Genomic DNA, 16,936 nt, shown 5'->3' with positions numbered 1-16,936 from the left:
TCATGATTCAATAACAACTCCATGCCCTATACCTGGAATCGATTCTCCTTGCAATGCGGACGTTGGGCTATGCAATGCACCACTACCCACTAGCAAAACTCGCTTTAGTTCCCCTGTTTTAAGCCTTTGCATAATATCCCCGGCAAAAACAACAGCTGAACAGCCACATCCACTTCCTCCTGCGTGGACATCTTGACTTGCATCGAAAATTTTAATCCCACAGTCGGTGAATTTAGTTCCCATATCGACACCACTTCTCTTAAGTACTTCTGTTGCGAGAGCGAGACCGACCGCTCCTAGATCCCCTGAGGCAATCAAATCATAATCTGCTGATTTACGCTGTAAATCGTGGAAATGATTTATAACCGTATCTGCTACCGCTGGGGCCATGGCTGAACCCATATTATTGACATTCTTTTCGGCATAATCGATGACTCGTCCAATCGTTGCTGATGTGATTCGTGGTCCCGTCCCACTCCGCCCGAGAAGCACACTTCCCGCTCCAGTCACCGTCCACTGTGCACTCATAGCCCTTTGGGTGCCCTGTTCAGATGGAGATCGGAATTGTCGTTCAGCCGTATCATGGTGACTGGATACCCCCACAAGAACATGCCGGGCGAAACCCCCATCAAGCAACATACTACCCAAAGCCATACCCAAGGCCATCGTAGAACAGGCCCCATAAATACCGATCAACGGAAGTGCCATTTGGCGTGCAGCAAAATTTGAAGAGATCATTTGATTAAGTAAGTCTCCAGCTAACATGAAGTCAATTTGCTCTAAAGGGACAGTCACTTGATCAATAGCTCCCTTCAAGGCTTCCAGGAGCATTTTGCTCTCAGCGACCTCCCAGGATTTCTCACCGTGTAGTTGGTCTTTCCATATCTTACTAAATGTCTTCCCTAGAGGACCTTGCCCTTCTTTAGGACCTACCACAGAATATGACGATAAAATGACTGGAGGATTGGCAAACACCACGGTCTGGTTTCCCATTCGTTTTAAATCCATCTTGACTCTCGTCCCCATTCATAGCTTGAGTTTTATCGCACCTTCTAACTTTGAGACAAGTACCTGCGGGCACAATTAGTGCAAAAAGAAATATATGATACCCACTAGAATTGATGTCGCAATTCCATACACTAGCACAGGACCCGCAACTGTGAACAGCTTTGCTCCGACACCTAGGACATAGCCTTCTCGCTTAAATTCCATGGCAGGGGCCACAATGGAGTTGGAAAACCCTGTAACTGGAACAATGGAACCAGCTCCTGCGAATTTCCCTATCTCGTCGTAAATCCCCAATCCCGTTAATAAAGCTCCTAAAAAAATCATGATCGCTGTTGCTATTGAAGATGCTTCAAGACGGGTCAGCCCGCCCATGACAAAAAGATTAATAACAACTTGTCCTATCACGCAAATTATTCCTCCAACGATAAATGCTCGAACTATATTTTTTACAACGGTTGGCTTAGGAGTAATTTGCTGTGCTAACGTTTTATATTGTTCTGGAGTTACTGCGATCGTTGGCTTACGTAAAGTTTGGCTAGCCATCCTATTTCCTCCTTTCCAACTAGTGACAGATAATTTCTAGTATGAATCCGAACGACCTAAATTATACTCACTACCTAGGACATTAATGATAAAACACATAATGAATTCCTCTATTTCGACACATCATACGAAAAACTTCTCCATTAGTAGGCAGGAAAATTATGGATGACATCGAAATCATTAGTAATGCGATTTTTATTTTAGGGGGAATGGTCTTGAACCTTGAAAAAAAGATAGAGCGCCTGACCCTAATCTTGCGCTTAAACGGGGAACTGGATATGCATACAGCTTCTATGGTACGACAAGCGATTGACATCGAAATTGAGAAACGCGGAATTCGCACAGTTATTCTCAATCTTGAAGAAGTCCGATTTGTCGACAGTTCTGGACTTGGCGTTATTTTAGGCAGGTACAAAAAACTACTTCCCCTGGGAGGGAAGCTTAAAATTTCAAATGTACCCCCACATATTTATAAAATCATGGAATTGTCGGGACTACCTAAAATTATCAGTTTCTATCAGGATGAAGCGCACGCTTATGAGGAAGGAAGGGGAGCCTAATGAAAACCAATCAATTAAGCCTCACATTTTCTAGTATCGCTGAAAATGTCAGCATTACCCGTTTACTCATCGCTTCAGTGGGGGCTCAGATGGACCTTCCACTAAATGACATTGAAGAACTCAAAGTCGCCGTTTCGGAAGCCGTTTCCAATGCCATTATCCACGGATACCAGAATAACCCAAATCACATTGTTTATCTTGACTTGGACATCTCTAACGACACTCTCAAGATTGTTGTGAAGGATGAAGGATGTGGCATTTCGGATATTGAGCAAGCCATGCAGCCTGCTTATAGTACCGATCCTGAGCGAATGGGGCTGGGCTTTGTCTTCATGCAATCTTTCATGGACGAACTTCGAGTGGACTCTGAACTTGAAGTGGGGACAACCGTAACCATGATAAAGCATTTCAAGCAAACACCCATCTCCTCGCATTAGGGGGGGGGCGCAATGATTCAACGACTAACTGAAATGAATCTCCCCCACTTCCCACTACTCTCTGACAAGGAAATGATGCTTAACCTCCATGCAGCCAAAGACGGAGATGCTGTTGCTCGTGAGCGTTTAATTAATTGCAACCTGAAACTTATCTTTAATTTAGTTCAACGCTTTAGCCATCGCGGCTATGAGATCGAAGACCTCTTTCAAATCGGAACCATTGGCTTGATTAAAGCTATTGACAAATTCGACTTTACTTATGGAGTAAAGTTTTCTACGTATGCAGTCCCAATGATCATTGGAGAAATCCGCCGTTTTCTCCGAGATGACCATCCTGTGAAGGTTCCTCGTTCGTATAAGGAGCTAGTTTATAAAGTGAATCGTTCTCGAGATGAACTTTCGGCAACGCTTGGTAGAGAGGCGACCATCGGTGAAATCGCAACGAATATTGGCGTTGACCGGGATGAGATCGTCGCCGCACTTGAAGCCGTCCAAAGTCCTACATCGATCCACGATACCCTTTACCAAGACGACTCCGATCCCATCTACGTTCTAGATCAACTCTCAACAGATAAGGAACTTGACCCCAGCTGGTTCGAAAACCTTGCCCTGAAAGAGGTCCTAGACAAATTACCTGAACGTGAAAAACGAGTACTCCTGATGCGCTTTTTTGAAGATAAGACTCAAAGTCAAATCGCCAGTCAGCTTCAACTTTCGCAAGTTCAAATCTCTCGTATCGAGCGCTCTGCCCTCAATAGAATCCGTCAATTATCCCAGGTTAACGATCGTTCAAGCTTAGACCTTGCGCATACGGACTAAACGTGTTTAATAACCAAAAACTCCTTTTAATGTGCGCGTCATTTGCTCAGTGACGCTTGCTCTTGCAACAGGGTGGTCGGCGACCAGATTAACAGTCCCTTGCAACTGATCATCTCGATAAAGGAGTACCTCGCCTAACTTTTGACCTTTCTGAATAGGAGCATTGATTTCTGGGCTGAGCTTGGTCTCCACCCACAAATTTTTATCCTTCCCTTTCTCAACAGTAACACCCAAAGGTTTTTCGGTGACTGCAAGAACCTCATCTTCCATGCCCTTGCGAACTTTTACTACACCCTGTTTTTGTTCAGCTGGGGCAAATTGTTTAAAGGCATATTTAGCAAAACCATAGTTAAAAATTTTCATAGATTCTGCGAAATGCCCTCTTACTTGGGGTACACCCATAACAACGCAAATTAACCTTAAACCATCTCTCTGCACAGTCGAAGCCAGGCAATACTTAGCTTCATTCGTCCACCCGGTTTTAAATCCATCTGCTCCTGGGTACCACCATAGTAGCTTATTTGTATTCCAAAGCTTAAACTTCCCGTCTCTTAACTCATATTCTTTCATGCTGGTTAACTTCCGTACTAGTGGATAATTGAGGGCTTCTCTAGAAATAACCGCCAAGTCATATGCGCTCGTATAATGCCCCTCAGCTGGTAATCCATAAGCATTCGCAAAATGTGTATTTTTCAGCCCTAATTCCTGAGCCTTCCGGTTCATCTCTTCCACAAAGGCTTCATGTGTCCCATTAATATGTTCCGCAACTGCGACACAGCCATCATTGGCTGATCCAACGGCAATGGCAATTAACATCTGTTCCAAAGTGAAGGTTTCGCCCGGTTTTAGGTAGATCTGAGAACCTCCAAGTTTGCTTGCATTCTCACTGGCGGTCACTTTGTCGGTTAATTTAACTTTTCCCGCAGCTACTGCATCTGATGCTACCAGTAAGGTCATGAGTTTCGTGACACTTGCTGGTGGTAATTCTTTATGTGATTCTTTTTCATAGAGAATTTGACCAGACGCTGCATCCATCAAGATAGCACTTGCTGCTTCTGTCTCAATCTCCACTCCAAGTGCTGGTTGCACATTAGCTAAGCCAATGTTTCCAAACACAAGCACTATAGCTAAAACGATTGCGGAACATTTTTTCATCTTAAACCCCCCTCATATAGTTTGATTTTATTATTCCCGAAAATGTTAAATATATTGGATAAATGAAATGAAATTACACATTCACCAACGCACCGGAGCGGCTAATTTACTGATTCTCTTTGCAATTTAATTTCACTCATTGGCATAACCATTTCCCCTTTAAAATAGCAAAAAAAGCCTTTGAGTTGCCGCTAAACGACAACCCAAAGGCTTGAACATTAAGTTTAGATATTTATAAAAATGGTTTACAAGCTCTACTTTGCTGCAACATTTGGAACCAACCCGCTGGAGATGGAAGAATACGTCTGCCAGAGCTTCCGAATTGAATCCACAACAATAATTGTTGCCAAGAGAATCATCAGCGCGGCGAGCACTGCAGGAAGCGTTTGATGTTTCGGAAGGTAGTTGTTTACAATCGTCAGATATCCGGCGACTGAAGACGTAACCCCCATGAAGAGCATCGGAAGAAAGGTGGTCAACATATAACTTAGTTTCTTAGTACGGCGCAAAATCATGTTGGAGCCAATTGCCAAAGCCAAGGTGGCCAGTAATTGGTTAGACACTCCAAAGATTGGCCAGATGGTTGCAATGTCCCCGCCATAGAGAAGATATCCCCAAGCAAATGAAACTATAGCACTTAACACAATCGACAATACCATCGACTTAGAATTCTTTATCGGTTTGTACGCTAAACCTAGAAAATCTTGTGCAATATAACGGGCTACACGAGTACCTGCATCAATTGTCGTCAGAATAAAGAGTGCTTCAAACATAATGGCAAATTGATACCAGTACGCCATCAACCCTTTCAGACCAGGAATACTTGAGAAAATATGGGCCATACCCACAGCTAAGCTAACTGCACCGCCGGGACGTCCGGCAACATTTTCTCCTACCATTTGCGAAAGGATCGGTAAGTCTTTAACGTGCATCCCCAAGTTAGCAAAGACAGCCGGAGCGGTGTTAATAGCAAAGTAATCTCCTGGGGCCAATACCGTAGCGGCAATAAGAGCCATCATCGCCACGAAGGCTTCCATGATCATTCCGCCATACCCAACCAGCCTAATCTCCCCTTCGTCTTTCAACATTTTAGACGTCGTGCCAGAAGCAATAAGGGCATGGAATCCAGAAACTGCGCCACAGGCAATCGTAATAAATAGGAATGGCCATAATTTCCCATTGATGATAGGACCACCACCATGGACAAATTGAGTAATAGCAGGCATTTGAAGTTGTGGGTGAACAAAGACAATCCCAATTGCTAATGCTGCGATGGTTCCAATTTTCATATAGGAACTGAGGTAATCCCGAGGGGCCAGAAGCAACCAGACGGGAAGAGCTGCCGCAACAAAACCATACACCGGAAGAATAATTTCAAGCGTTTTGACATCGTAGAAAAATAAATACGCAAAGGGAGAATTCTTAATAACCGGACCCAAAACCACCGCGAGAAGAATCAAAGCAACCCCGATGACCGAAGCCTCTCCCAACTTACCTGGGCGGAGTTTATGCATATAAATACCTACAAAAACGGCGATTGGAATAGTCATAGAAATTGTAAAGACACCCCAAGAGTTTTTATACAGGGCATTGACGATAACCATAGCAAGTCCCGCCATCGTGATCGTAATGATGAAGAGAATGGCTATCCCTGTAATAAAGCCGGTGACTGGCCCGATCTCATCTTTAGCGATGTCGGAAAGGCTTTTACCATCATGACGAATAGAGGCAAAGAGTACGACCGCATCATGAACTGCCCCACCTAATACCGCACCGATTAGAATCCAAAGTGCGCCTGGCAAATAACCAAACTGAGCAGCCAAAACTGGCCCAACCAAAGGACCCGCCCCGGCAATCGCTGCGAAGTGATGTCCAAAGACAACCCACTTGTTCGTCGGGACATAATCTTGCCCGTCCTCTAAGCGCACGGCTGGAGTAATGACACTTGAATCTAGGGCTAATACTTTAGCCGAGATGAAGGCTCCATAGAAACGGTACGCCAAGATAAGAATTAGTGCTGTAGCAATAATAAGAGTTAAAGCATTCATTTTTTTACTCCTTTCACAAAAAACCATATTTTGTTTGCTAGATCTATTACCAAGTATACTGTTGAACCGAGTTAATGCGTAAAATTCAACAAAAAACACAGGATTTCAGGTCTGATGTACCAAAAATCCTGTGTAACTTTATGTCCTTATATGCTTAAACTCACCCACTAATTAAAGTTATAAACCCATTCGTTCCCGAAATACTTTGACATACGTGCGGCTGACTGGAATCTCGCTATTATCGTGCATAATCAAATTGTAGGTATTATTAAACCAAGGAATAATGGAATGGATTTGATCTAAATTTGCTAGATAACTTTTATGGACTCGAAGGCACGACGACCTTAACAAACCCTCTAGTTCATTTAGAGTATAATTGGTTAAATAACTTCGTTCTCGGGTAACGATCCGAACTGAACGTTCCTCAATTGTAGCATAAGAAATATCGCCAAAAGGGATGAGCAGTATTTTACCATTTTCTTCGATTTTGAGTTTGCCAGTTTTCCCCTCAGCCGTATGTAATGACGTATAGATTTGGTCTAATTTAGCCTGAAACTCTCGATTCTGAACCTGTTCTGGCGTGGTCTGTGACTCTACCGCAGTTCCTATCTCAAGACGTTTTTTTACACGCTGCATGGTTTCTGCTAACCGATCCTCATGAAACGGTTTCAAGAGATAATCAACGGCATTAATATCAAACGCATCCACCGCATATTGGTCATATGCCGTAGCAAAGACAATCGTCGGTGAGAAACCAAGCCGTATTAATTCCCGGGCGACATCCACTCCCGAAGCATCTGGCATTTGAACATCGAGAAATAGAACATCTGGGCTACACTCCTGGTATTTCTTAATCGTTTCCTCTCCCGTTCCAGCTTCGGCTACAATTTCTACACTGGGTATTTGCCGTAGTAAATAAGATAATTCTTCTCGTGCAGGACGTTCATCATCCACAACCATGACTCGCAAGTAACAACCTCCTATTTAGGAATTTCAAAACGTTCAGCGGTTGCAACAGGAGGAATTCTTAAAGTAATCTGAGTTCCCGTTCCCTCCCTGCTCTCAATAACAAAATCAGCTCTCTTGCCATAGAGAATCTGGAGACGTTGTGCAACATTTTGGAGACCAATCCCCAGCCCAGAAGTCGAAACTTCAACGCCAGCTTGGATTCGGGTCAATTTCTCGCTGGGAATTCCCACCCCATTATCTTCAATCTGCACTACCAAGGTGTTCTCTTCGATATAGGCAGAAATAACAATTTCCCCCAATGTGCTCATGGGGTAAATCCCATGCTTTATAGCATTTTCGACAAGGGGCTGAAGGGTTAGCCCCGGTAATCTCCAGTTTAAGGCCTCATCCGTAATTTCCTCACGAACGCAAAGGCGTTCAGAAAAACGAGCCTGCTCGATCGCCAAATAGGCTCGTATATGTTCGCACTCTTCGCGTAGCGTCACAAACTTTTCCCCGCTTTTAAGGTTCTTGCGAAAGAAATCCCCCAGTTGCAAAAGAAGATGGCGCGCCTTTTCCGGATCAGTACGGCAAAATGAGACTACAGTATTAATTGCATTAAAGAGAAAATGTGGATTTACTTGGGCCTGAAGTGCTTTCAGTTCTGCTTTGCTCACCAAATGAGCCCTTGCTTCCAAAGTCGCTAACTCTAACTGAGTGGAAAAAAGCATACCCAAACCAGCTCCAAATTCCCAATCCACAGGACTGATTCCCCGTGCCCGTTCTCTATAAATCTTAAGTGTTCCGACAATCGATTGTCGGAAATGAAGTGGCACAACCAGTGCTGAAAACAACGGACAGTTTGGATCAGGACAACCGATTTCGACCCGAGTTGCAGCTAGCTTTAATTCCCCTAAATCTAAGGCCTGATGAGTGGCTAGCGTTTGAATGACATGACCAGCTTCATGGTGATCCGAACCTTTTCCCACATGAGCTAAAATTTGCTCGCGGTCTGTTAAGGCCACCGCAGCTACGTCGGTCTGATCATAAATAATTTCAGCCACTCTGCGTGCCGTTTCCTTCGTTAAACCTAAACGCAAAATTGGTAAGGTCAAATTAGCAATATAAAGTGCCTTTTGCGCTTGGACCGCGCCAATTCGTTCTTCTTCTTCCAATGAATCATGAATTACAGTCACGAAAATAGAAATCCCAATGCCATTCATAATAATCATAGGTAGGCCGATATCCTTAACCAAATCCCATGCCGCAGCATAGGGGCGAGCCAACAATAGAATAATGAGCATTTGAACGACTTCAATTCCCATACCAATTAACAAGGAACGTTTCCAGGATAAGTTTCCTGAAAATTCCCGCCCTGCGTATCCGGCAATTCCTCCCTCGACAATCGTGGCAATTCCACAGGCAAGCGCCGTAAATCCTCCTAAAAGTGCGCGATGCCCTCCAGCCAAGAAACCTGCCGCGATCCCCACTAGGGGGCCACCGAGAAGCCCTCCGACTGCCACCCCGATCACCCGAGAATTAGCCAAAGCCCCTTTAATTTCTACCCCAGAATAAGTTCCTGTTATCCCAAGGAACCCAAAAAATAAAACCAGGAAAAGCTTTTCATGCATATTAGCCTTGCCTAGTAACATACGCCTAAATAACTTGGTCCGAGTCATCAGATAAGCGACCGTAACGATCAAGCTAATGTTGAGCGCCAAGTTTCGGAATAATCCCCAGAACATTTAGTATATCTCCTTATCTTTCGGCTATCTTCTAAAAATTTGCACGTGTTTCCTTAGTACCATTCCTTATTTCCACTTTCCCTATTCAAGTTAATCTCGAATTCATCACACGATTCACGTTCGCTTATTCCTATCATTCTTGCGCTTGAACTAACAAGAGGGATTTGTGATGTACCAATTAAATTCTCCGAAATCCAATAAATTCCTCTTTTTTTCGTGAGAAATTTCCAAACCGTCAGTCCTTGGAAATGCTTAACTTAGACAGTGAAAATTTCTTAGTCTTAGCATTACGAGCACGAAAAGAGGAATTACATCTGCAATGGAACGTGTGGGAACGCGCTGAGTATACTTACTCCCCCTAAAACCTTATAAACTGTTTGGCTGGTACCTTAACATCTCTGAGCCCATGCCAGTAACAGGGATTGAAAAAACGCATACCAAAGATTGGATATATCTTATGCCGAAGCACGCATCCGCGAATCACCGTCATTCCAGCATTATCGCATTCTTGCTGGAATTCCTGGCTCCATGTCTGTTCTTGAAACCAAATTCTATTGGCTCCAGCAGATGAAGCGTCAGAAACCAGAGACTTAAGTTTCTCTGGAGGCAGGCATGGTACAACTACCGACACTTTATCCTTTAGCTCAGTTAAGTTTCGGTACACCTTGCTTCCATCAATACGCTTCAAATCCACAGCCACTGGATAAGCGACACACCCAAATTCTTTGAGGGCCCGCCAAACCTTCCAGGCATGTTTATGCTTCTGGAATTTTTCCGCATCTCCCAAAACTACAAACGTGTCCGCCGTCGTCAGACCCTCAGCAAAAGGGTAAATCTTTTTTTCACGTACCATAAATCAAATCCTCCTCCCTAGTTGCACTCTATATGCATACGTAAGGAGGAGGATTTTATGAATTTCGCTTTATCCATCATGAATGTTAAAACTTCAATGAAGCTATTAATGACCGCATTTGCAAGTGCCTTCAAAAAATCATCTTATAATTTCCTCAATCAATGGAGGCAATACGGGGGCTTCGCTTCCAACAGTAACTAAGAATTGTGCAAGCTGAAGTCCTTCAGCTAATGATCCTTTATCCCTACCATAAAGCTGCAAGATGGGTTCTCCGGCTTCGACCCACTCTCCGGCTTTTTTAGCCAGAACAACCCCTGCCCCCAAATCAATTGAACTTTCTTTCGTAACTCGTCCTGCACCCAGAGTCATAGCCAAAATCCCAATTCTATGCGCATCAAACGGTTGCACGTACCCGGTTTCCTGAGCAAGGATCGGAAGGTTCCACGGAGCGACCCTTAGCCGACGGTTGGCTACCGCTTGGGCATCTCCCCCCTGCTCGCTTAAGAAGGCCAGAAACTTGTCCCAAGCCGTGCCGCTTTCTAAACTCTTACGCAGGCGTTCCTTCCCAACCTCGACATCAGATACGACCTCTCCAGCCACAAGCATCCAAGCTCCCAACTCCAAGCTGACTTCGATTAAATCTTGAGGGCCTTTTCCCTGGAGCGCGTCAGCCACTTCTAGGACCTCTATGCTATTTCCCACCGCTCGGCCAAGTGGTTGATTCATATTACTCAGGACTGCAATCGTCTGACGCCCCAGTTCCTTCCCAATATCTACCATCGTTTTTGCTAGCACCCGGGCCTCCTCAAGGGTCTTCATGAAGGCCCCTGAACCGTACTTAACATCCAAGACGATTCCCTGTGCTCCTGCAGCAATTTTTTTACTCATCACAGACGATGCAATCAAAGGAATGGAGCTAACAGTCGCCGTGACATCCCGCAGAGCATAAAGTTTTTTGTCGGCAGGAACTAGATTTCCCGTCTGAGCCATGACGGACAATCCAATTTTCTTCACTTGTGCCAAAAAATCCTCCCGAGAAAGTTCGACCCGAAAGCCCGGTACTGAACAGAGCTTATCAATCGTTCCTCCGGTATGTCCAAGTCCTCTACCTGACATTTTCGCCACAGGTACGCCACAAGCCGCAACCATAGGCCCGAGGAGTAAGGTTGTCTTATCTCCCACCCCTCCGGTACTATGTTTATCCACAAATCGCTTTCCTAAAGTAGAAAGATCAAGTTGATCACCGCTCTGCGCCATTGCCAACGTGAGTTCAGCCGTTTCTTGGGGCAACATTCCACGAAAATAAACGGCCATAGCCCAGGCTGCCATTTGATAGTCAGGAATAGTTCCTTGGACATATCCATCAATGATAAAGCGGATTTCCCTCTTAGAAAGGGGTTCGCCCTCCCGTTTCTTTTCGATTAAGTCCACCATACGCATTTGAAATCACTCTTTCTTGGTTGAAGTTCGTCTTGAGTTCGGTCGTATCCCCTAAAGCTCTCGTACAAGCCCCTGAACGAAACGCACAAATTGCTTTTCAATCCGATTCGCGGTTTCCATAACTTCCACATGACTGAGTTTTTGAGGCAAAATACCTGCCGCCATGTTTGTCACACAGGAAATACCCAAAACCCGCATTCCTGCATGGTTAGCCACAAGTACTTCTGGTACAGTACTCATGCCCACCATATCCGCTCCAATCGTACGCAAATAACGAATTTCTGCAGGAGTTTCATAGTTAGGACCACTCATAGCCGCATAAACCCCTTCTTGAGGTTTAATCCCTAACTCTCTGGCAATCTCTAACGCCTTTTGGCGCCATTCCAGATTATATCCATCACTAAGATCCGGAAAGCGCGGACCCAAACTCGATAAATTTGCCCCCCGCAACGGATTGTCGCCCATCAAGTTAATATGATCCTTGATAAGAATTAAGTCTCCCGGATGAAATGCTGCGTTTATTCCACCCGCAGCATTCGTAACAATAAGACCCTTCACTCCTAAAACTTGCATTACCCGAATCGGAAAAGTCACCTCCTGCATGGCATACCCTTCATAAAAATGAAACCGCCCTTGCATTACCACGACCTTGCGACCATCAACCGTTCCGAAAACCATTTGTCCAGCATGTCCCTCCACAGTCGAAATCGGAAAATGCGGAATTTCTTTGTAAGGTATCACAATTTCCTCCTCGATAAGATCGGCAAAAGCGCCTAACCCTGAGCCCAAGATAACACCGAGTTCGGGCATGGTTGTGACACGTTCCATGAGATAGCTTCGCGCCTCTGCTAATTTAACACTATGTTCCTTTTCAGAAATCATTTTCATATTCCTCCTTGAATGTCTGCATAAAAACTATTTCCATGAGCAATCGACCCAATTTCAAGATAGTCAGCCACTGTTGCTCCTAAATCTGCGAAGGTGGGCCTCACCCCAAGATTAATCCCTTTTTTCAGGCTTGTCCCGTAAACGAGTAGTGGAACATATTCTCGGGTATGATCCGTTCCTGGCATGGTTGGATCACAGCCATGATCAGCCGTAATGATTAACAAATCCTCTGGGCGTAGGGCAGTATAAATTTCTGGTAGGCGTGCGTCAAATTCCTCTAAAGCCCGTGCATATCCTTCCACATCATTACGGTGCCCATATATCATATCGAAATCAACTAAGTTGGTCATAATTAAGCCAGATTTTACCTTAGCCATATAGCCTAATGTCTTATCGACACTTTCCATATTTCCCTTTGAGGGTATAAAGTCAGTCGTTCCCTTTCCCGCATAAATATCATGGATTTTACCTACTGCACAGACCTCAAGACCCTGTTCTTTCAGATAATCCAGCAACGTTTTATAGGGAGGTTCTAACGCAAAATCATGCCTATTTGATGTTCGGTAAAATTTTCCAACCTCACCGAGAAATGGACGAGCGATCACACGTCCTACTTGTAACTCATCTTTCAACATTTCGCGAGCAATTTGACATAGACGCATCAGTTCCGCCAGAGGGATAACCGCCTCATGAGCAGCGATTTGAAATACTGAATCGGCTGATGTGTAGACAATGGGCTTTCCTGTCTGTACATGCTCTTCTCCAAGACGCTGAATAATCTCCGTACCGGAGGCAACCTCATTACCTATGACGCTGCGCCCAATAGCTAATTCATAGCGTTTAATAAACTCTTGAGGAAAACCCTGGGGAAACGTGGGAAGCGCTCTTTCTAAAATCACGCCAGCCATCTCCCAATGGCCACTGGTTGTATCCTTCCCGAGGGAGCGCTCGGCCATTTTCCCAAAGCTACCCTCCGGATTAGAAGCGGCTGGAACTCCCGTGATCAAGTCAATATTCCCCAGGCCTAGTTTTTGTAGAAATGGGAGCTTAAGTCCCCCCTGACGATGGGCAATATTACCCAAGGTATTACTACCCAAGTCTCCATAGTCTTTTGCGTCGGGCATTTCTCCGATTCCAACACTGTCTAATACGATAATAATTGCTCTCCGTGACATGTTCTACTTTCACCCCTAATCCATTAATCCGCCCGTGGATGTGCTTTTCTAAAGACGTCTAGCAGGCGTTTCCGAGTCAGATGCGTATAAATTTGAGTTGTTGCAATGTCCGCATGTCCCAGCATTTCTTGGACTGAACGCAGGTCTGCTCCATGATCTAGCAGATGGGTTGCGAAACTGTGACGAAACATGTGGGGAGAAATGGTCTGCTCTAGGTTATGATTTTTTCCCCATTTTTTTAATATGTATACCACTCCTTGGCGCGTCAGAGGGCGACCATGGACATTTAAAAAGAGGATATCGCTCTTTTGCTTGCCACACAATCGCTGTCGCGGACCATTTAAGTAATGCTCTACGTCCCGAATTGCAAGTTCTCCTAATGGTACAATCCGTTCCTTACTACCCTTGCCAAGGCAACGAACATATCCGACGTCCAACGAAATATCCGACAAACGTAATCCGATCAATTCAGAAACACGCAATCCACTACTATAAAGAACTTCCAGCATCGCCAAATCCCGATGAGTAAGATCGGATTCTTCCCTTGCTTGTAATAGTTTATCCATTGTCGCTTCTGACAACACCTTCGGAAGTGGTTGATTTAACTTTGGTGTCACTAAATAGGTACTCGGGTTATCGCTTCGTCTTCCTTCATCTAGCAAGAACGCAAAAAATCCTCGTAGAGTTGCATGGCAACGAGCAACACTTCGAGGTGCTTTTCCATTTTCCTTCAATTTAAGAAGAAATAAAAAGAGATCATTAGCCTCACAAGTGATAAAGTCTGTTTTCCGCCGTTTAAGGAAAACTAAAAGCTGAAGTAAATCACGCTCATATGCCTCCAACGTATTTTCGGATAACCCCCGCTCAACATGCAGGTAAATCAGATACTGTTTAGTAATTTGTTCCCCAGAGGTCACTTTATCCCCTCTTTTCTGTACCGTCAAAAAATCATTATTATTATAATACATTCAACACAGAAAGGAGATTTCCCTTGTTTCTCCGTTTACCCTGGTGGAAATTGTCGCTCTTCCCACTTTGGTACTTCTACTCGCAGAGGGTTACCCATCGGTTTTTGGTCATTATGTAAGAATGAAGACATCCAAATATTACACACGGCAACAAGCTTCGGCAGGAGCACTGCAAGTAAAATAAGGAGGATAAATACCCTTCCAAGGTAAAGGAAAAAATCACTCCAGCGTTTTTTAGGCATTGCATTCCCTCCCTATCCCTTATACCTATGCATCTGCAGATTGTCCTTATCCTAAGAAAACTTGCCGAACTCTAATGGAAATAAAACGAGTGGAACCCAATCAATGGATTCCACTCGTTTTGTATTTAAACTAAGAACTTTAGTGTCTAAAATCTACCCTAGAGTAAGGCTTCTTCTAACGGTGTGTACATAATGTTCAGAGATTCGGCGACCGCTTTATAACTTAACTTGCCGTTAATGACGTTAACCCCTTTACGAAGCGAACGATTTTCTTGGATCGCTTTAAAATAACCTTTGTTAGCAATCTCAAGCGCATATCCTAACGTTACATTAGTCAAAGCAAAGGTTGACGTCCTAGCAACAGCTCCAGGAATATTTGCAACCGAGTAATGAACTACGCCATATTTTATATACGTGGGATCACTATGCGTTGTCACACGGTCAATTGTTGCGATGCTACCTCCTTGGTCAATAGCAACATCGACAATCACACTACCGGGTGTCATTTCCTTCACCATGTCCTCTGTTACTAAGTGAGGAGCACGGGCACCAGGAATAAGTACTGCTCCTATAAGTAAATCCGCTAGAGCCACATTCGCCGCAATATTATAAGGATTTGACATCAACGTTTTGACTCGACCGCCAAAGAGATCATCAATCTCCCGTAAACGCTGCGAGCTTTTTTCGATAAGAGTAACATTTGCGCCAAGTCCTATAGCCATTTTAGCTGCGTTCGTACCCACAATCCCGCCGCCGATAATAGTTACTCTTGCGGGAGGTACACCAGGCACTCCCCCAAGCAAAACCCCTTTTCCGCCATTGGGTTTTTCAAGAAATTGAGCTCCGATTTGAATCGACATGCGCCCAGCTACTTCGCTCATAGGGACAAGCAAAGGCAATGAACCGTTATCTAATTGGATGGTTTCGTACGCAATACCGACCACTTGTTTTTCCATAAGTTCTTTCGTTAATTCTGGTTCCCTAGCTAAATGCAAATAAGTAAACAGAATTTGTCCTGGTTTAAAAAATGCATATTCCGATTGTATCGGTTCCTTAACCTTAATGACCATATCTGCATTCCAGACGTCAGCGGCTGAATCAAGTATCTGAGCACCTGCTTCGATATACTCCTGATCGGTGATGCCACTGCCTTCACCGGCAGATTTTTCCACAACAACCTGATGCCCAGTTAAAGTAAAAGCATGGACACCCGCAGGTGTGATAGCCACCCGACTTTCATTGTTTTTAATCTCCTTCGGAACTCCAATCAGCATAATTCAAACCTCCATCTTAGTCATTAGTCCTCGCACTGATATTATAATGCAAATATTGTGCCATGTGCAAGAAAGGATCATTCCTTCATCAGCTTAAGCGTAATCAAGGACAGCAGCCTCTCTTAATATGCACAAACCATAGTAAAAGAAACAAACTGAGAATTTCTCAGCAAAAAACCTGAATAAACTTGCTTGCAATATATTTCAATGCAATACTTTGCAATTGATTGTTTCTAAAGCCCGAACAAATGGACGCCTAGTATTGAGAAATAACCTTGTGCCACTCCAACAGCAACCGCTCCCACAGAAACAAACGCCGCTGCAGCCGTATAATATAGAAATTCTCTGCGTAGCGATTCTCCTCTGGCTTTTCCTCGAAGTAGCAGAAACGAAAATATTGTCGCTAACCCTGCACCAAGAAGCAGTAGAGGAATGGCAAAAAGGTTCGGAACTAAAACGGTCGTAAGAATCAAACCAAGCCCCAGGGTTCCTTTCGCTCCAATGATAAAACTAACCGTAAATCCAAGAATAAATCCTCTCGTAAAGACGATAAGATAAACTAAAGGTGCCCCAATAATCGTAAGTCCTAAGATCCAAATTCCTGCCATCATTATGAACATATCTCTGGCCAGTTGTCCCAAGAAGGCAGGCTCTATAGTTCTCGGTTGGCTTATTAAAAGTGTATCCAGGAATTTTCCAAGTTGAGAGGTTTGAGGAACTCCCAAGGCACCGACTCCAAGCACCCCAAATACCACACCTGCGAGATAGACACTCGAAAGCGTGAGATAAATAACCCAATATTGCCGAATGTGTTCACCGAGCTGTTTCCACAT

At 44.3% G+C, this 16,936-nt stretch carries 17 protein-coding genes; 3 read left to right on the top strand and 14 right to left on the bottom strand.

Annotated elements, in window-relative coordinates; translation table 11 throughout:
- Together spoVAD and spoVAC are read right to left on the bottom strand one after the other, a co-directional pair.
- Complete coding sequence (gene spoVAD, locus E4K68_RS00810) at positions 1 to 1,008, bottom strand: stage V sporulation protein AD (RefSeq protein ID WP_135376853.1); 1,008 nt, start codon at positions 1,006 to 1,008, stop codon at positions 1 to 3.
- 75 nt (positions 1,009 to 1,083) lie between these two features.
- Complete coding sequence (gene spoVAC, locus E4K68_RS00805) at positions 1,084 to 1,551, bottom strand: stage V sporulation protein AC (RefSeq protein WP_135376852.1); 468 nt, start codon at positions 1,549 to 1,551, stop codon at positions 1,084 to 1,086.
- A 215-nt stretch (positions 1,552 to 1,766) separates the two neighbouring features.
- Here spoVAC and spoIIAA point away from each other — a divergent pair, with 215 nt between their 5' ends.
- From spoIIAA to E4K68_RS00790, 3 genes are read left to right on the top strand one after another with little or no spacing between them, the layout of a single operon-like run.
- A complete protein-coding gene (gene spoIIAA / locus E4K68_RS00800) occupies positions 1,767 to 2,111 on the top strand; it encodes an anti-sigma F factor antagonist (protein WP_135377222.1) in 345 nt (114 codons plus the stop codon).
- On the top strand, positions 2,111 to 2,548 hold the full coding sequence (spoIIAB, locus tag E4K68_RS00795; protein ID WP_135376851.1) for an anti-sigma F factor: 438 nt from the start codon (positions 2,111 to 2,113) through the stop codon (positions 2,546 to 2,548). Before spoIIAA ends, spoIIAB begins: the two co-directional genes overlap by 1 nt.
- A gap of 12 nt (positions 2,549 to 2,560) precedes the next feature.
- Positions 2,561 to 3,367: a SigF/SigG family RNA polymerase sporulation sigma factor gene (locus E4K68_RS00790; protein ID WP_135376850.1), complete on the top strand. Its 807-nt coding sequence runs from the start codon at positions 2,561 to 2,563 to the stop codon at positions 3,365 to 3,367.
- A 6-nt stretch (positions 3,368 to 3,373) separates the two neighbouring features.
- Here the strand turns inward: E4K68_RS00790 and E4K68_RS00785 are convergent, their stop codons facing one another.
- From E4K68_RS00785 to E4K68_RS00730, 12 genes are all read right to left on the bottom strand, one after another.
- Complete coding sequence (locus E4K68_RS00785; protein WP_135376849.1) at positions 3,374 to 4,522, bottom strand: D-alanyl-D-alanine carboxypeptidase family protein; 1,149 nt, start codon at positions 4,520 to 4,522, stop codon at positions 3,374 to 3,376.
- A gap of 254 nt (positions 4,523 to 4,776) precedes the next feature.
- On the bottom strand, positions 4,777 to 6,570 hold the full coding sequence (locus tag E4K68_RS00780; protein ID WP_135376848.1) for a carbon starvation protein A: 1,794 nt from the start codon (positions 6,568 to 6,570) through the stop codon (positions 4,777 to 4,779).
- Between the two features lie 177 nt (positions 6,571 to 6,747).
- A complete protein-coding gene (locus E4K68_RS00775) occupies positions 6,748 to 7,530 on the bottom strand; it encodes a LytTR family DNA-binding domain-containing protein (RefSeq protein WP_243450232.1) in 783 nt (260 codons plus the stop codon).
- A gap of 20 nt (positions 7,531 to 7,550) precedes the next feature.
- Entirely contained in the window at positions 7,551 to 9,263 is a 1,713-nt protein-coding gene (locus tag E4K68_RS00770) for a sensor histidine kinase (RefSeq protein ID WP_135376846.1), read from the bottom strand.
- 358 nt (positions 9,264 to 9,621) lie between these two features.
- Entirely contained in the window at positions 9,622 to 10,116 is a 495-nt protein-coding gene (locus E4K68_RS00765; RefSeq protein ID WP_135376845.1) for a CoA-binding protein, read from the bottom strand.
- 138 nt (positions 10,117 to 10,254) lie between these two features.
- Complete coding sequence (locus E4K68_RS00760; RefSeq protein ID WP_135376844.1) at positions 10,255 to 11,556, bottom strand: pyrimidine-nucleoside phosphorylase; 1,302 nt, start codon at positions 11,554 to 11,556, stop codon at positions 10,255 to 10,257.
- A gap of 51 nt (positions 11,557 to 11,607) precedes the next feature.
- Entirely contained in the window at positions 11,608 to 12,438 is an 831-nt protein-coding gene (locus E4K68_RS00755; protein ID WP_135376843.1) for a purine-nucleoside phosphorylase, read from the bottom strand.
- A 2-nt stretch (positions 12,439 to 12,440) separates the two neighbouring features.
- Complete coding sequence (locus E4K68_RS00750) at positions 12,441 to 13,619, bottom strand: phosphopentomutase (protein ID WP_135376842.1); 1,179 nt, start codon at positions 13,617 to 13,619, stop codon at positions 12,441 to 12,443.
- A gap of 23 nt (positions 13,620 to 13,642) precedes the next feature.
- Positions 13,643 to 14,536: a site-specific tyrosine recombinase XerD gene (xerD, locus tag E4K68_RS00745; protein ID WP_243450231.1), complete on the bottom strand. Its 894-nt coding sequence runs from the start codon at positions 14,534 to 14,536 to the stop codon at positions 13,643 to 13,645.
- 86 nt (positions 14,537 to 14,622) lie between these two features.
- Complete coding sequence (locus E4K68_RS00740; RefSeq protein ID WP_135376840.1) at positions 14,623 to 14,829, bottom strand: hypothetical protein; 207 nt, start codon at positions 14,827 to 14,829, stop codon at positions 14,623 to 14,625.
- A 158-nt stretch (positions 14,830 to 14,987) separates the two neighbouring features.
- Positions 14,988 to 16,103 carry an alanine dehydrogenase gene (ald, locus tag E4K68_RS00735; RefSeq protein ID WP_135376839.1) on the bottom strand — a complete coding sequence of 372 codons (1,116 nt, stop codon included), beginning with the start codon at positions 16,101 to 16,103 and terminating at the stop codon, positions 14,988 to 14,990.
- A 233-nt stretch (positions 16,104 to 16,336) separates the two neighbouring features.
- On the bottom strand, positions 16,337 to 16,936 hold the full coding sequence (locus E4K68_RS00730) for a stage II sporulation protein M (RefSeq protein ID WP_135376838.1): 600 nt from the start codon (positions 16,934 to 16,936) through the stop codon (positions 16,337 to 16,339).

This window comes from Desulfosporosinus sp. Sb-LF, from assembly GCF_004766055.1.
Taxonomy (GTDB): domain Bacteria; phylum Bacillota; class Desulfitobacteriia; order Desulfitobacteriales; family Desulfitobacteriaceae; genus Desulfosporosinus.
Note: the sequence above shows the minus strand (reverse complement) of the source record. Positions and strands in the feature narration are given on the sequence as shown.

Bases quoted from the DNA above. Each gene is read 5' to 3' on its own strand.
- spoVAD (WP_135376853.1), bottom strand. From the start codon at position 1,008: ATGGATTTAAAACGAATGGGAAACCAGACCGTGGTGTTTGCCAATCCT.
- spoVAC (WP_135376852.1), bottom strand. From the start codon at position 1,551: ATGGCTAGCCAAACTTTACGTAAGCCAACGATCGCAGTAACTCCAGAA.
- spoIIAB (WP_135376851.1), top strand. From the start codon at position 2,111: ATGAAAACCAATCAATTAAGCCTCACATTTTCTAGTATCGCTGAAAAT.
- E4K68_RS00790 (WP_135376850.1), top strand. From the start codon at position 2,561: ATGATTCAACGACTAACTGAAATGAATCTCCCCCACTTCCCACTACTC.
- E4K68_RS00785 (WP_135376849.1), bottom strand. From the start codon at position 4,522: ATGAAAAAATGTTCCGCAATCGTTTTAGCTATAGTGCTTGTGTTTGGA.
- E4K68_RS00780 (WP_135376848.1), bottom strand. From the start codon at position 6,570: ATGAATGCTTTAACTCTTATTATTGCTACAGCACTAATTCTTATCTTG.
- E4K68_RS00775 (WP_243450232.1), bottom strand. From the start codon at position 7,530: ATGGTTGTGGATGATGAACGTCCTGCACGAGAAGAATTATCTTATTTA.
- E4K68_RS00770 (WP_135376846.1), bottom strand. From the start codon at position 9,263: ATGTTCTGGGGATTATTCCGAAACTTGGCGCTCAACATTAGCTTGATC.
- E4K68_RS00765 (WP_135376845.1), bottom strand. From the start codon at position 10,116: ATGGTACGTGAAAAAAAGATTTACCCTTTTGCTGAGGGTCTGACGACG.
- E4K68_RS00760 (WP_135376844.1), bottom strand. From the start codon at position 11,556: ATGCGTATGGTGGACTTAATCGAAAAGAAACGGGAGGGCGAACCCCTT.
- E4K68_RS00755 (WP_135376843.1), bottom strand. From the start codon at position 12,438: ATGATTTCTGAAAAGGAACATAGTGTTAAATTAGCAGAGGCGCGAAGC.
- E4K68_RS00750 (WP_135376842.1), bottom strand. From the start codon at position 13,619: ATGTCACGGAGAGCAATTATTATCGTATTAGACAGTGTTGGAATCGGA.
- E4K68_RS00740 (WP_135376840.1), bottom strand. From the start codon at position 14,829: ATGCCTAAAAAACGCTGGAGTGATTTTTTCCTTTACCTTGGAAGGGTA.
- ald (WP_135376839.1), bottom strand. From the start codon at position 16,103: ATGCTGATTGGAGTTCCGAAGGAGATTAAAAACAATGAAAGTCGGGTG.
- E4K68_RS00730 (WP_135376838.1), bottom strand. From the start codon at position 16,936: ATGTGGAAACAGCTCGGTGAACACATTCGGCAATATTGGGTTATTTAT.